Annotated in this window: 14 protein-coding genes; 7 read left to right on the forward strand and 7 right to left on the reverse strand. The window is 61.8% G+C overall.

Annotation, left to right across the window (positions count from 1 at the left end; genetic code table 11):
• Position 1 precedes the first annotated feature (1 nt).
• From pabB to dapF, 7 genes are all read right to left on the reverse strand, one after another.
• A complete protein-coding gene (gene pabB, locus LDN04_RS00185) occupies positions 2–1786 on the reverse strand; it encodes an aminodeoxychorismate synthase component I (protein ID WP_223905146.1) in 1785 nt (594 codons plus the stop codon).
• Positions 1783–2649 carry a TIGR02757 family protein gene (locus LDN04_RS00190; RefSeq protein ID WP_223905148.1) on the reverse strand — a complete coding sequence of 289 codons (867 nt, stop codon included), beginning with the start codon at positions 2647–2649 and terminating at the stop codon, positions 1783–1785. The genes pabB and LDN04_RS00190 overlap by 4 nt, the downstream gene beginning before the upstream one ends.
• Before the next feature lie 9 nt (positions 2650–2658).
• Positions 2659–3105, reverse strand: coding sequence for a D-aminoacyl-tRNA deacylase (dtd, locus tag LDN04_RS00195; RefSeq protein ID WP_223905150.1), 447 nt, complete (start codon positions 3103–3105; stop codon positions 2659–2661).
• Positions 3102–3620 (reverse strand): O-acetyl-ADP-ribose deacetylase, encoded by a 519-nt coding sequence (locus LDN04_RS00200; protein WP_223905152.1) that lies wholly within the window; start codon positions 3618–3620, stop codon positions 3102–3104. Before LDN04_RS00200 ends, dtd begins: the two co-directional genes overlap by 4 nt.
• Before the next feature lie 11 nt (positions 3621–3631).
• Positions 3632–4483 carry a deoxyribonuclease IV gene (locus tag LDN04_RS00205; RefSeq protein WP_223905154.1) on the reverse strand — a complete coding sequence of 284 codons (852 nt, stop codon included), beginning with the start codon at positions 4481–4483 and terminating at the stop codon, positions 3632–3634.
• A gap of 326 nt (positions 4484–4809) precedes the next feature.
• Entirely contained in the window at positions 4810–5226 is a 417-nt protein-coding gene (locus LDN04_RS00210) for an HIT family protein (RefSeq protein WP_223905157.1), read from the reverse strand.
• Positions 5227–5298: 72 nt separating this feature from the next.
• Positions 5299–6138, reverse strand: coding sequence for a diaminopimelate epimerase (dapF, locus tag LDN04_RS00215; RefSeq protein WP_223905159.1), 840 nt, complete (start codon positions 6136–6138; stop codon positions 5299–5301).
• A gap of 199 nt (positions 6139–6337) precedes the next feature.
• On the opposite strand from dapF, the gene LDN04_RS00220 reads away from it, so the two are divergent.
• From LDN04_RS00220 to sucC, 7 genes are all read left to right on the forward strand, one after another.
• Complete coding sequence (locus LDN04_RS00220; RefSeq protein WP_223905161.1) at positions 6338–6547, forward strand: hypothetical protein; 210 nt, start codon at positions 6338–6340, stop codon at positions 6545–6547.
• Between the two features lie 197 nt (positions 6548–6744).
• On the forward strand, positions 6745–7803 hold the full coding sequence (gene pdhA, locus LDN04_RS00225) for a pyruvate dehydrogenase (acetyl-transferring) E1 component subunit alpha (RefSeq protein ID WP_223905163.1): 1059 nt from the start codon (positions 6745–6747) through the stop codon (positions 7801–7803).
• An 87-nt stretch (positions 7804–7890) separates the two neighbouring features.
• Positions 7891–8853 carry an alpha-ketoacid dehydrogenase subunit beta gene (locus LDN04_RS00230; protein ID WP_223905165.1) on the forward strand — a complete coding sequence of 321 codons (963 nt, stop codon included), beginning with the start codon at positions 7891–7893 and terminating at the stop codon, positions 8851–8853.
• 146 nt (positions 8854–8999) lie between these two features.
• On the forward strand, positions 9000–10184 hold the full coding sequence (locus LDN04_RS00235; protein ID WP_223905167.1) for a dihydrolipoamide acetyltransferase family protein: 1185 nt from the start codon (positions 9000–9002) through the stop codon (positions 10182–10184).
• A complete protein-coding gene (locus LDN04_RS00240; RefSeq protein WP_223905169.1) occupies positions 10181–11524 on the forward strand; it encodes an acetate--CoA ligase family protein in 1344 nt (447 codons plus the stop codon). Before LDN04_RS00235 ends, LDN04_RS00240 begins: the two co-directional genes overlap by 4 nt.
• Positions 11521–12348: an RCKP-type rubredoxin-like domain-containing protein gene (locus LDN04_RS00245; protein ID WP_223905171.1), complete on the forward strand. Its 828-nt coding sequence runs from the start codon at positions 11521–11523 to the stop codon at positions 12346–12348. Before LDN04_RS00240 ends, LDN04_RS00245 begins: the two co-directional genes overlap by 4 nt.
• 273 nt (positions 12349–12621) lie before the next feature.
• Positions 12622–13779 (forward strand): ADP-forming succinate--CoA ligase subunit beta, encoded by a 1158-nt coding sequence (sucC, locus tag LDN04_RS00250; protein WP_223905173.1) that lies wholly within the window; start codon positions 12622–12624, stop codon positions 13777–13779.
• Positions 13780–13848: the final 69 nt, after the last annotated feature.

Here is a 13848-nt window from a genome sequence, read left to right on the forward strand (position 1 = left end):
TTCATTGCAGTTTGGCTCGTCGCCATTTCCGCACCGAATTGATGAGCCAGAGCTCCTCCGCCCGTGCCAGGTCCACGGGGGTGATGACCCTTTCCCGTATCTCTCCCCTCGCCAGAAGCTCCGCCCGAAAGGTGCCGGGAAGAATACCACTCGTCTGGGGAGGGGTGACCAGTTCACCATCCAGACGGGCCACAATATTGTGGTTCGCACCTTCGGTCATCTCCCCCCGCTCGTTCACAAACAACACGTCTCCGCAATAGGGGTGCCGGTCCAGGGCCGACCGGTAGAAGTGACGATGAGTAGTCTTGTGGTAGAGGAACGGGTCCGTCGAATCCACCGGCGCCGGGGCAAGGGCGACCGGAACCGGCTCTTCCGTTGCAGATGGAGGTAGCATTTCCGTCTGGATGGTAAACGCCCCCTTCCGGTTCAGGAGGAGCCGGACCCTGGTGAGACCGGTGAGGGGGGCGGCGCGATGCTCCAGCACCAGGGCAATCTGCCCCAGGCGAAGGGGAAACCCGAAATAGTCCGCCGAGCGGGACAGGCGGGCCAGGTGTCGCTCCAGGAGAAAATACCCTTTCCCTTCTTCATGGAGCATGGTTTCCACAAGCTGGAAATCCGGGATCACATGCCGGGCAAAGTGGCTCTTGTCCAAGCATTCGTCGTACTCGGCATCGGCACTGGAACCGATGGTGATGCCGCTGCCGATCCCCAGTTCAGCCGTCCTCGCTGCGGTGTCCAAGACGGAAGTCCTGATAGCAACACTGAACACCGCCTCGCAGGGCCCCGCGTTATCCGCCGGTGGCGAGACATAGCCGATACAGCCGGTGTACAGGCCGCGAGGACCCTCCTCCAACTCCCGGATAATCTCCATGCTCCGTTTCTTCGGCGCCCCCGTCACCGACCCGCAGGGAAAGAGGGCCTGAAATATCTCCACAAGCCCCACGCCATCCCTGACCCGGCCGGTGATGGTCGAGCACATCTGGTGAACCGTTTCCAGCGTCTCCACGTCGAAGAGCGATTCAACCTTTACCGACCCGATTTCCGCTACCTTCCCCATGTCGTTACGCAGAAGATCGACGATCATCAGGTTTTCCGCTCGCTCCTTCTCGCTCTCCTTCAGCTGCGCTTTGACCGTCTCGTCCTCACCATGCCACCGCCCCCGCCGTGCCGTACCCTTCATGGGGCGACAGGTGATGACACCTTGTTTCAGCTCGAAGAAGAGCTCGGGGGAGGCGGAAAGTATCTGGCAGCGCCCCGTATCCATGAAAGCACAGTAGGATGCCTTCTGGGAGCGGCAGAAGTCGTGGTAGCACGCCTGGGGATCGCCGTCCAGCCGGAAATGCTGGCGGAGCGTGAAGTTGACCTGATAGGTGTCGCCGGCGGCTATGTACTCCCGTACCCGTCCGACCATCGCACCGTATGCTTCCTGGTTGAGGGACGGGGTCCAGTCCGTCGTTTCGTAGCCGGTGACATGTTCCCTCTCCCCCACACCGTCCAGGCGCGAAGCAGCTCCGTACCGCCGCCGGAAGATGCCGAACCAGACCAGGGGAAGGGAGCCGGGGGGATGGGTCGTCAGACCGGTTCCAAGCCCCGGTGCGGCCTCGTAGGAGACGAAGCCGGCGGCGTGCAGGCCTTCCGCCACGGCAGCCTCTACCCGACGCAGCGCGGGAAGGACCTCATCCGCCGCATGGGCGACGATCTCCTCCACGAAACCGTCGAACCGGTACGAAGCGGAGTTACGGCGCGTGGTAAATGAATCGAGGAGGACGAGGGGGGTCGTGCTCATGGCGCTCTTTCCGTGCAGATGGTGGTCACCGGGCACTCACTGCAGAGCGGGCGAACCGTTCCGTCGCACCCCTCCGATATCCCGAGATGGCAGAGGGAGAAGTCGTATTTCACCGGGTCGGCCGGGTCGAGTTTCCGCAGGGCCGCCGTTATTTCCCGGGCCATGCGCCAGTCCGCCTGCCTGCGGGAGGTGAGTCCCAGGTTGCGCGCTATCCGCTGGATATGGGCGTCCACCGGAATGACGAGCTTGGCCGGGGAGACTTCACGCCAAAGTCCCAGGTCGATCCCGTCGGCAGGACGGGCCATCCAGCGCAGAAACATGCAGAGTCTTTTGCAGGCGCTCCCGGCAGCGGGCGACGGGAAGAAGAAGGGAAAGTAGGAGTCGGCAGGGATGCCTGCGGGGCCGAAGACCGGCGAGTAGTCCATGGCAAGGAGCGCCGCCGTGAACTCGATGAGGGACGGGGTGATATCTTCCGCCGTTGCGTCGTAACAGCCGAGGAAGTAGTCGCCGATGGAGTCGGCCTCCTCCAGCATGGTGCGGGCCGCCAGCAACAGGGCGCAGAGGTCGCGATGGTCGTTGAAGCGGTGCTTGAAGCCGGCGTAGATCCGCAGCCCCGCGCCTGGCACGAATTCCTCCACGAACCGGCGCGGCGACCCTCCCATGGCGGCAAAGACGGTCTCCAGGTTTTTCAGGATGATCTTCACGTTGCCGTAGGCAAACGCCGCGGCGATGAAGCCGACAATTTCCCGGTCCGCCGGGTCGGGATAGCGGTGGCAGAAGGAGAGGGGATCGTTGGCCAGGTGCCGCGGCGAGCGGGCGGCATAAAGGCCGTCAAGGATGGTTTTCAGATTTTCACTTTTCACATTCACTTTTCACTTTTCACGGCTCTCGATGATAAACGTCACCGGCCCGTCATTGACAAGATGCACCCGCATCTCCGCCTGGAAGATGCCGGTAGCGACCGGCACCCCGAGTCCTTTCACCTTCGCCACGAACAGCTCATACAAGCGGTTCGCCTCATCGGGAGGGGCAGCGGTATCGAAGGAAGGGCGTCGCCCCTTGGAGCAGTTCCCCGCCAGGGTAAACTGGGAGACCGCCAGCATCGCGCCGCCGACCTCCTGAAGCGCCAGGTTCATCTTGCCGCCGGCGTCCTCGAAGAAGCGCAGCCCCACGATCTTCTCCGCCAGCCAGGCCGCGTCCCGTTCCCCGTCTCCCTTCTCCACCCCGAGCAGCACGAGCATGCCGCGACCGATAGCACCCACCGTCGCGCCGTCCACCTCCACACGCGCCTCGGTAACCCGCTGGATAACCGCTTTCACGCGAAGACCTTTTCGAACGTTTCCCGGTAGATGGCCAGCGCCTCGGCGCTAAAGGGGACGAACACGATCCGCTCCAGCTCCGGGTTGGCGGCCAGCGCCGTTTTCGCCTCCGTCAGGGCGACCTCGCACGCCTTCGTCATGGGGTAGCCGAAGACCCCGGCACTGATGGCGGGGAAGGCAAGGGACGTGAGACCGTTGTCGTGGGCAACCTGAAAGCAGCGGCGGTAGCAGCTTCTCAGGAGTGCCGGCTCCCCCTCGTTCCCCCCGTGCCAGACCGGTCCCACCGTGTGGATCACATGCCGCGCCGGCAGTTTATACCCCTTTGTGATTTTCGCATCCCCCGTGGCGCAACCGCCAAGAGTAGCGCATTCCGCCACCAGCTCCGGCCCCGCCGCCCGGTGGATGGCGCCGTCCACCCCGCCGCCGCCGAGGAGAGTATTATTGGCCGCATTGACAATGGCATCCACGGAAAGCCTGGTGATGTCAGCCTGGATGATTTCGATTTTTTCTTTCATGGCATTACCCCTTACGGTTTCACCAAATCCCTCAGAACCCCGAGGTTCACCTCGTCCATCTCGTCGTTGTCCCCCTTGGGGGTCTCCAGTATCTTGGGAATCTTCACAAAGCGGGGGTCGTTCATGATGAAGCGGAAACCGTTCAGCCCCATAGCCCCCTGGCCTATGTGCTCGTGGCGGTCTACCCGGCAATTGAGCCCCTTCTTGGAGTCGTTGATGTGGAAGCACTGGAGCAGGCCGATACCAATGATCCGGTCGAAATCTGCCATGACCTGACGGTATCCCGCGTCGGAGGTGATGTCGTAGCCGGCGGCGAAGGTGTGGCAGGTGTCATAGCAGACGGCAAAGCGGTCGGGGTGGGAGGTGCCGTCCATGATGGCGCGCAGGTGCTCGAAACTGTACCCCAGATTGGTCCCCTGGCCGGCGGTGGTCTCCAGGAGAACCTTCCCCGTGAACTCGGGGACCAGGGCAAAGAGCTCGTCGAAGGCGGCGCAGACCCGCTTGATCCCCACCTCTTCCCCATCACCGTTGTGGGAGCCGGGATGCATGACGATCTTCCTGATGCCGAGACATTCGCAGCGCCGCATCTCCTCGGCGAAGCCAGCCAGGCTCTTGTCCCGCACCTCACCCGGTGCGGCCCCCAGGTTGACGAGGTAGATGTCGTGGCAGACGACCTCGTGAAGCCCGGAGGCGGCCCATTTCTCCCGGAACAGCGCCGCCTCGGCGGCTGAAGGCATCTTCCCCCGCCATTGGTTGGAGTTCTGGGTGAATACCTGGATCACGCCGCAACCGGCCTTCGCCCCCCGTTCAGGGGCGAGGTGAATACCGCCGGCGATGGACATGTGGGCACCGAGATAATCCATACAAGATCCTTTCTTATCCACGAAGAAAAACAAAAATCTATCTAACAGGGATGCACAGGATATTCAGGATAAAACCAAAACCATGTACCCCAAAAAGGCAATTGGACACGGAAAAAGCGGAAAACATCTGATTAAGACGGATGAACTCCAGATTCAGATTTCACCCTAAAGGTTCGTTGAAGTTGTAGCCTGAATCCGCAGTTATTCCGATTTTTCCGCCTCTTCCGTGTCCCAAACGCTTCTTTCAGATTTAAATCATGATTGATCTTAATCCTGATTATCCTGAATATCCCTGTTAATTCGATGTGTTGGTTTTACCAACTGCATCAGGCTTTAAGTGATTTGTAGATCGCCTCGATCCGCTCGGCGTACTCGGCGGGGGTGAGGTGCACCTCGGTGTGGGGCTCGGACCAGATGGGACGCGGCCAGAGGGGATCAGTGGTGAAGCGGGGAACCAGGTGCCAGTGCATGTGGGGGACCATGTTACCGAGGAGCTCGTAGTTAATTTTAGCCGGTTGGAACAGCCTGTACAGGGCGGCTGCCACAGCCGTCACTTCTTCCATGACGGCCGTCCGGACCTCCCGCTCCAGGTGGAACAGCTCGGTGACGTGGTCTTTGGTGAAGACGAAGCAATAGCCGGCAAAGAACTGGTCTCGGTTGAGGAGAACATGGCAGTACTCCAGCTCCGCAATACGAAGGTCGGAATCGACTTCCCATTTATTGCACATCGGGCAGTCAGTCATGGTAAACCTCGTAGGGGCGATCCTCGTGATCGCCCGAAAAAAAGGGCAAACACTAGGTTTGCCCCTGCATGGTTACAGGTTGATCTCGCCGGAAAACACCTCCACCGCCGGCCCCGTCATATACACGTTGCCGTCCTCCGCCCACTCCAGTTCCAGATCGCCGCCGGAGAGGTGATTGAGAATCTTTTTCTCGGTTAGGCCGTTGAGGACGCCGGCGGCGCAGACCGCACTGGCGCCGGTGCCGCAGGCCAGGGTCTCGCCGGCGCCCCGCTCCCAGGTCCGCTGGCGCACTTCGGTGCGGGAGATGATCTGAACGAACTCCACGTTGGTGCGGCGGGGAAACATGTGGTGGTTCTCGATGAGCGGCCCGTACTTCTCCACCTGGAAGTGCTCCACATCGTCCACGAAGATGACGCAGTGGGGATTCCCCATGGAGACGGTGGTGATGGCAAAGGTCTCGTGGAGGATGTTGAGGGGAAGGGCCACCACCTGGCTGTCCTGGGGATCGCCAAGCATGGGGATCTGGGCACGGGTGAGACGGGGCGGTCCCATATTGACCCGCACCTTCTCCACCTTGTCAACACCGTTGGTGAAGAGCTGCAGGGTGAGGATGCCGGCGCCGGTCTCGGCGGATATCTCCTTTTTGGTCACGATGCCGTGGTCATAGGCGTATTTGGCCACGCAGCGGATGCCGTTGCCGCACATCTCCGACTCGGAACCGTCGGAGTTGAACATCCGCATCCGCACGTCCGCCTTGTCCGATGGCATGATGAGGATGAGACCGTCGGAACCGATGCCGAAGTTGCGGTTGGAAACCCGTATGGCCACCTGCTCCGGTTCTCCTACCTGTTCCGCGAAGCAGTTCACATAAACATAATCGTTGCCGGCACCGTGCATCTTGGTGAATTTCATGCTCTATCTCCTTTATCACAGAGGACTTAGAATAAGCTTCAGTAATAGCAAAAACTCCCGAAGGCAACAACAAAAAACCGCCCTGCTTGACCGGACCGGACCTTTTCCGCTATCATGCAGCATCACGTACTAACTTGAATTCGAGAGAGACGTTCATTCCCCCACGAATTCACCACTACACAAAAGCGGAGACTTTCCTATGGAACTGAAGAACAGAGTATGGATGACCGGCAGCCTTGAGTGGTACGCCTACATCGACGATGCGGAGGTCTATCTCGGCCAGCGGGAGGTCCCCTACCCCCTGGAAGAAGGAGACCGGTGGATCAACCAGGTGGGCAACGTCTTCGAGGTCAGAGACGGCGAGATACTCCTTCTGGAGCGGGTCGCTCCTCCCGAGAGACACTGGTAAGCCAGCGACACACCGGGTTTGCGTGTCCCTCGGCGCAAACCCGGACACTACCCCCCTGCCAGCAGACAAGCACCGCCATCCCCTTCTCGACTCCGTCCCCTATGCTCCCCTTTTAGCGACCCGCCGTTGACAGCCGGTTGCAGTTCGGTAAACTTCCCAAACAGCAGTCTCACCCTATCAGGGAAGGATAACCGTTCATGCCCGAGGAAATCATCGGCTCCTGTGCCGTCAAGCGCCTGAACATCCTGGATCCACAGGGTAACGCAGACGAAAACCTCCTTCCTCCATTGAACGGACAGGATATCCGCCGCCTCTACGAACTGCTCGTCCTCTCCCGCACCTTCGACGGCCGTGCGCTGGCGCTCCAGCGGGAGGGTCGGCTCGGCACCTACCCTTCCATCCTCGGCCAGGAGGCTGCCCAGGTCGGAAGCGCCTTCGCCCTGGAAAAGAGTGACTGGGTCTTCCCCTCCTTCCGTGAAATGGGGATGCACATTACCCTCGGCTACCCGATGCATCTTCTCTATCAGTACTGGGCCGGCGATGAGCGCGGCCTCGCTACCCCCACCGGCCTGAACATCCTCCCCATCTGCGTGGCGGTCGGCACCCACATCCCCCACGCGGTGGGAGCAGCCATGGCCGCCAGCTACCGGGGAGACCGGAACGCCGTGGTCTGCTATTTCGGCGACGGCGCCACCTCCAAGGGAGACTTTCACGAAGGGCTGAACATGGCAGGGGTCTTTCGGGCGCCGGTGGTCTTCATCTGCCAGAACAACCAGTGGGCCATCTCGGTCCCCTTCGACCGGCAGACCGCCGCTCCCTCCCTGGCCCAGAAAGCCTGGGGGTACGGTTTCGAAGGGATTCAGGTGGACGGCAACGACATCTTCGCCGTCTACCGAGCCACCCGCACAGCCCTGGAAAAGGCACGCAACGGCGGTGGTCCGACTTTCATCGAATGCCACACCTATCGCATCGCCGACCATACCACCGCCGACGATGCCAGCCGCTATCGCCCCCCCGAGGAGGTAGCCGACTGGCGGGAAAAGGATCCGATTCTCCGCCTCCGCCGCTTCATGACCCAACGCCACCTGTGGGACGAGGCGTACGAACGACACGTACAGGAAGAGGCAACGGCCGCTGTTGACGAAGCGGTGCACCGGGCGGAGAGCGCCCCGAAACCTGCAGCGACGGAGATATTCGATTACACGAATGCAGAGCTGAGTCCGCGTCAACAACGACAGCGGAAGGAAGTCGGTTAGTGAGGAAGCGCGGAAGAAAAGAAGTGCAGAGGCACCGCATCCCTTCCCGCCTTCCGGGCTTCCGATTTCCGCGCTGAAGGATTTCCCATGCCCCAGATGAACATGGTACAGGCTTTGAACCTCGCCCTTCGCCAGGAGATGGCACGGGACCCGGATGTGCTCCTCCTGGGGGAAGATGTGGGTCGGGACGGGGGAGTGTTTCGGATCTCGGAAGGGCTCCAGGAAGAATTCGGCGTCGCCCGGGTCATTGACACCCCCCTGGCCGAGTCGGGGATCGTCGGCGCCGCCCTCGGCATGTCCCTCTATGGTCTCAGGCCGGTGGCGGAGATCCAGTTCATGGGATTCATTTATGCCGCTTTCGACCAACTCTGTTCCCACGCTGCCCGTATGCGCTCCCGCTCCCGGGGGCGCTTTACCTGCCCGCTGGTGGTGCGCACCCCCTACGGCGCCGGCATCAAGGCGCCGGAGCTCCATGAGGAGAGCACCGAGGCGCTTTTCTGCCACATGCCGGGGATCAAGGTGGTGATTCCGTCTGGTCCCTACAGCGCCAAGGGGCTCCTCACCGCCGCCATCCGCGACCCCGACCCGGTCATATTCCTGGAACCGACCCGCCTCTACCGCCTCATCAGGGAGGAAGTCCCCGCCGAGGAGTACACGGTCCCCCTCGGCAAGGCGAAATGTGCGCGGGAAGGCGGTGATGTCACCGTCATCGCCTGGGGGAGCATGGTGGAGCGGACCCTCAAGGCAACGGAGGGGTACCGTGTCGACCTTCTCGACCTCCAGACCATCTCCCCCTTCGACGAAGAGGCCATCCTCACATCGGCACGCAAGACCGGCCGGGTAGTCATCGTCCAGGAGGCTGCCGAGACCTGCGGTTTCGGAGCGGAACTGGCCGCCACCATAGCAGCCCGGGCGATCCTCCACCTGCGCGCCCCCATCCTGCGTGTCGCCGGCTTCGACGTGACCATGCCACTCCCCAAGCTGGAGGATTACTACATCCCGTCGGTGGAACGGATCAGGAAGGCGCTCGACGAGGTGCTTAAGTACTGACATAGACTTTTAACAGAGATATTCAGAAAAATCAGGATAAAACCTTTTATGGAGTCTGGCGTTGGCAGTTGACCTATTATCCTGAATATCCTGTCCATCCCCGTTAATTCGTTTTTGATTTTTCTTGTAATACATAGGAGTCATCCATGCCCTTTGAGTTCAAACTCCCCGATCTTGGTGAAGGGATCACCGAGGCGGAACTGCGCCGCTGGCTGGTCAAGGAAGGTGACCTGATCGCCGAGCACCAGGGAATCGCCGAGGTGGAGACAGACAAGGCGGTGGTGGAAATACCCTCCCCCAAGGCTGGCCGGATCGAACACCTTCTCAGGAGAGAGGGGGAACTGGTGCCGGTCGGCGCGGCGCTCCTCACCATTGGGATCGAAGGCGAGGAAGCACCGCCGCGCCCACGGTCGGTGGGAATCGTGGGGGAACTTCCCGAGGCGGAAGAGGTAAGGGTCGGACCCGAGGTCGGGAAAGGTGTGCTCGCCACCCCGGCGGTCAGGGCACTCGCCCGGGAGATGGGGGTCGACCTGTCGGGAATCGCCGGGAGCGGGCCACGGGGGAGCATTACGCGGGAGGACCTCCTTACGTCGACAGGGGCAGCGTCTTCCCCCCCGGATATCTACGGCCCGGTGGAACGAATCCCGCTTCGCGGGGTGCGCCGCACCATCGCCCGCAACCTTGTCGCATCCCAGCGGCAGACCGCCTTCGTCACCGGCATGGAAGAGGCGGACATCACCGAACTCTGGCAACTTCGTGTCCGGGAAACGGGGGAGACGCACGAGCGCGGGATCCATCTCACCTTCCTCCCCTTCATCATCAAGGCGGTGCAGCACGCCCTCCTGGAACACCCCTATCTCAACGCCTCCATCGACGACACGGCCAACGAAATCGTCCTCAAGAAGTACTGCAACATGGGGATCGCCGTGGACACTCCCGACGGGCTGATGGTACCGGTCCTCCGGGATGTTGCCCGCAAATCGGTGCTGGAGCTGGCCGAAGAGTTGGACCGGCTGGGGGAGCGTGCGAGGGCTCGCACCATAACCCTGGATGAGATGCGGGGGAGCACCTTCACCATCACCAACTACGGCCACTTCGGCGGCACCTATGCCACCCCCATCATCAACTACCCGGACGCGGCGATCCTTGGCTGCGGCCGGATCGCCGAACGCCCCTGGGTGGTGAGCGGCGCCATCCTCATCCGCAAGATACTCCACCTCTCCCTCACGTTCGACCATCGGGTGACCGACGGGGTGGACGCAGCCCGGTTCCTCCGGAAAGTGGTGCGGTACCTGGAGGACCCGGGTCTCCTGTTCCTCGAAAGCGTATGAGTCCCCTCGACCGACTCTTCGCGCCCCGCAACATCGCCATCATCGGTGCCAGCCCCCGCGCCGACAGTCTTGGCGGGATACTGCTGCACAATCTCGCCGGATTCCGGGGGGATATCTACCCCGTCACCCCTGCCCACCGGGAAATCGGCGGACTGGCCTGCTATCCAAAACCGGCAGCACTGCCGGAAGGTGTCGACCTTGCGGTCATTCTCCGCCCCGCTGCCGACGTGCCGGCTATTGTAGCGGAGTTGCGCAACCGGTGCCGTTTTGCCATCGTGGTCAGTGCGGGCTTTGCCGAGACCGGCCGGGGAGAATTGCAGGAAGAACTGGTTCAGGCCGGCCGGGATGCTGGGGTGCGGCTCCTCGGCCCCAACTGCCTCGGGGTGTTCAACCCCGCCCGGCGGCTCGACACCTTTTTCCTCCCTGCCGACCGGATGCGGCGCCCCCGGCGGGGCAACGTGGCGGTGGTCTCCCAGAGCGGCGCCGTCCTGGTCTCTCTCCTGGAAGCCTTAGCCAAGATGGGGGTAGGCGTTTCCCGTGCGGTCAATTACGGCAATGCCGTGGATCTGGATGCCCCTGAACTGTACGATTACCTGGCTGGAGATGGAGAAACCACGGTGGTCCTCGCCTACCTGGAGTCGGTGGGAGATGGCCGTCGTTTCATTGCGGCGGCCCGGCGACTGGCCGGGCGCAAGCCGCTTCTCCTTCTCAAGGCGGGCAAGGAGCGGAGCGGCCAGAGCGCCGCTTTCTCGCACACCGGCCGCCTGGCGGGACGCTACGAAGTCTTCAGCTCCATTCTCCGGCAAACCGGCCTCCGGGAAGTTGGCGAATTCGAAGAGCTTCTCGACGGAGCCCACGCCCTTTCTATGCAACGGCAAGTCTCCGGCACGAGAGTCTGCATCATAACCAACGCCGGGGGGGCAGGAGTGCTTGCCGTCGATGCCTGCATGCGGGGAGGACTGGAAATCCCACCCCTTCCCCGTGATGTGCAGGAAGGGCTTCGCCTGTTATTTCCCCCCTTCTATGCCGTCGGCAACCCCCTCGACCTGACCGGTCAGGTGCGGGACGCCGACTACGGCAAAGCTCTTGTAGCGCTCGGTGACCACTATGACGCCTTCCTGGTCATCGCCCTGACCGGCGTAGCGGGGGTGACCCTCGGACTGGCTGACATTCTCGGGAGATTCAAGGTTGAAACCTCCAAACCCCTCGTTGCCCATGTGGCTCAAGGGAAGCTGGCAGGCAAGCTGGAAACCCTCCTGGCGAAGTCCGGAATCCCGGCTTTCCCGACGCCGGAGCGTGCAGCACGGGGGATCATGCTGCTTCTGGGGGGAGAGGGATGAAACGGGCACATGCACAACTTCTGGCACTCCGCTCCGCCGCTCTCGGTCGTGGTTCCTGCCTGGAACACGAGATAAAGGGGATGCTGCGGGAATTGGGGTTGTCGGTTCCCCGCGGCCGCTTTCTTCCCCGCGGCCAGCCGCTCCCGGAAACGACCGGACTGGATTTCCCTCTCGTGGCCAAGGTGGCTGTCCCCGGTCTTGCCGGCAAGAGCGATGTGGGGGGAGTCCGTACCGACCTCCGAAACCATCGTGACCTGGCGCGGGCGACAGGAGAACTCTCCGCCATTCCCGGCGCCGTCGGCGTGCTTGTGGAGGAGATGGTGCCCGCGGGAGTGGAGGTAATCGTCGGCGGCAGCCGGGACCCCCAGTTCGGCCCCATCGTCATGTTCGGCCTCGGTGGTGTACTGGTGGAACTCTACCGCGATGTGGCCTTCGGGCTTGCCCCCCTGACCGAAGAGGAGGCCCTGCGCCTCGCCCGCCAGCCGAAGGGAGCCCGGCTGCTGACGGGGTTCCGCGGCAGGCAGCCCATCGATCTTCCGGCACTGACGCGGGTCATGGTCACGGTCTCGGAGCTGATGGCCACCGGTCTGGTGGAAGAAATCGACCTCAACCCGGTGACGCTCTCTCCCGCCGGCGCCATGGTGCTCGATGCGAAGCTGCGCTTCAGAGATATGCCCGTTGAAGCTGCACATAACCCCATAAAGGAGGAAAGGAATATGGCAACCTGGAAATGCACAACCTGCGGTTTCACCAAGGAAGGGCGCTGCAAGCCCCAGAAGTGTCCCCAGTGTCAGTCGAAGGGGAATTTCGAGAAAGCTGAGTGAAACTAACCTGAATCCGTGAGGGATGGGTGTTCCGTGGAGCGAATGTGCCCGAGCTCCAGTCGCTGTAGGCGAAATTGAGCAAAGCCGACCAATCGTGTTCGAACCCGTCGGGGTGAGTCGATCGGTCGGCGCTCAATGAGCTGTACAGCGGCGGTGCGAGAGGACTCTGAGCACAACGGAACACCCATCCCTCACGGGTCATAATTGTCATTGTATTTTGCCTTCAATATGATATAAGTAAAAAAATTTACTTTCACTAAAAACGGAGCAACCATGAACATCCATGAGTACCAGGCAAAGGAGATTCTGAATGCCTTCGGCATCCCGATCCCCCGTGGACGGGTGGCGCTCACCTCGGACCAGGTGGAACGGGCATCGAAGGAGTTTGGCGGGCGCTGCGTGGTTAAGGCGCAGATCTACGCCGGCGGACGCGGCAAGGCCGGCGGGGTAAAGCTGGTCCACCATCCGGAGCAGGCCCAGGATTACGGCAAGGATCTGTTCGGCCGGCGCCTCGTTACCCCCCAGACCGGCCCGGAGGGGCTCAAGGTGCGCCGCATCCTGGTGGAGGAGGCGGTGGAGATCGCCCGTGAATTCTATCTCTCCATCACCCTCGACCGGGGCTCTTCCCGCTACTGCCTCATCGCCTCGGCAGAGGGAGGGGTGGAGATCGAGGAAGTGGCCCAGAAAACGCCGGAGAAGATACACAAGCTCTTCATCGACCCGTTCACCGGCCTGCGCCCCTTCCAGGCCCGCAAGATCGCCCTGGCACTCGGGCTCACCGGGACCCTCTGCGAAGACTGCGTGGAACTCATGCTCAACCTCTACCGGGTCTGCCTGGAAAAGGACTGTGCCCTGGTGGAGATCAACCCCCTCGTGGTGACCAAGGCGGGATGGCTCATGGCCATGGATGCCAAGATCACCTTCGACGACAACGCCATCTTCCGCCACCGGGAATATCCGGACATGATGGACTACTCCCAGCTCGATCCGCTGGAAATCAACGCGGGCAAGTACGACCTCTCCTACATCAAGCTTGCCGGCAACATCGGCTGCATGGTGAACGGCGCCGGTCTGGCCATGGCCACCCTGGACGTGCTCAAGGAGTGCGGCGGCGAACCGGCCAACTTCCTGGACGTGGGGGGAGGAGCCACCCGGGAGAAGGTGGCCGAGGCGTTCAAGATCATCCTGGAGGACGGGGACGTGAAAGGGGTGTTCGTCAACATCTTCGGCGGCATCATGCGCTGCGACGTCATCGCCCAGGGGATCATCGAGGCGGCATCCGAGGTCCACTGCACCCTCCCCATCGTCGTGCGGATGGATGGCTCCCAGGTTGAGGAAGGGAAGCGGCTCCTGGCGGAATCGGGCCTCAACGTCCAGACCGCCGACAATCTGGGGGACGGGGCGGCACGTATCGTCAAGATGCTGGGATAAACCAGTTCAACGTTCAGCGTTCAAGGTTCAACGTTGCAATGCGCATAACCTTGAATCTTAAACTTTAGG

It is taken from the genome of Geobacter sp. AOG1 (assembly GCF_019972315.1).
Classification (GTDB): Bacteria; Desulfobacterota; Desulfuromonadia; order Geobacterales; family Geobacteraceae; genus Geomobilimonas.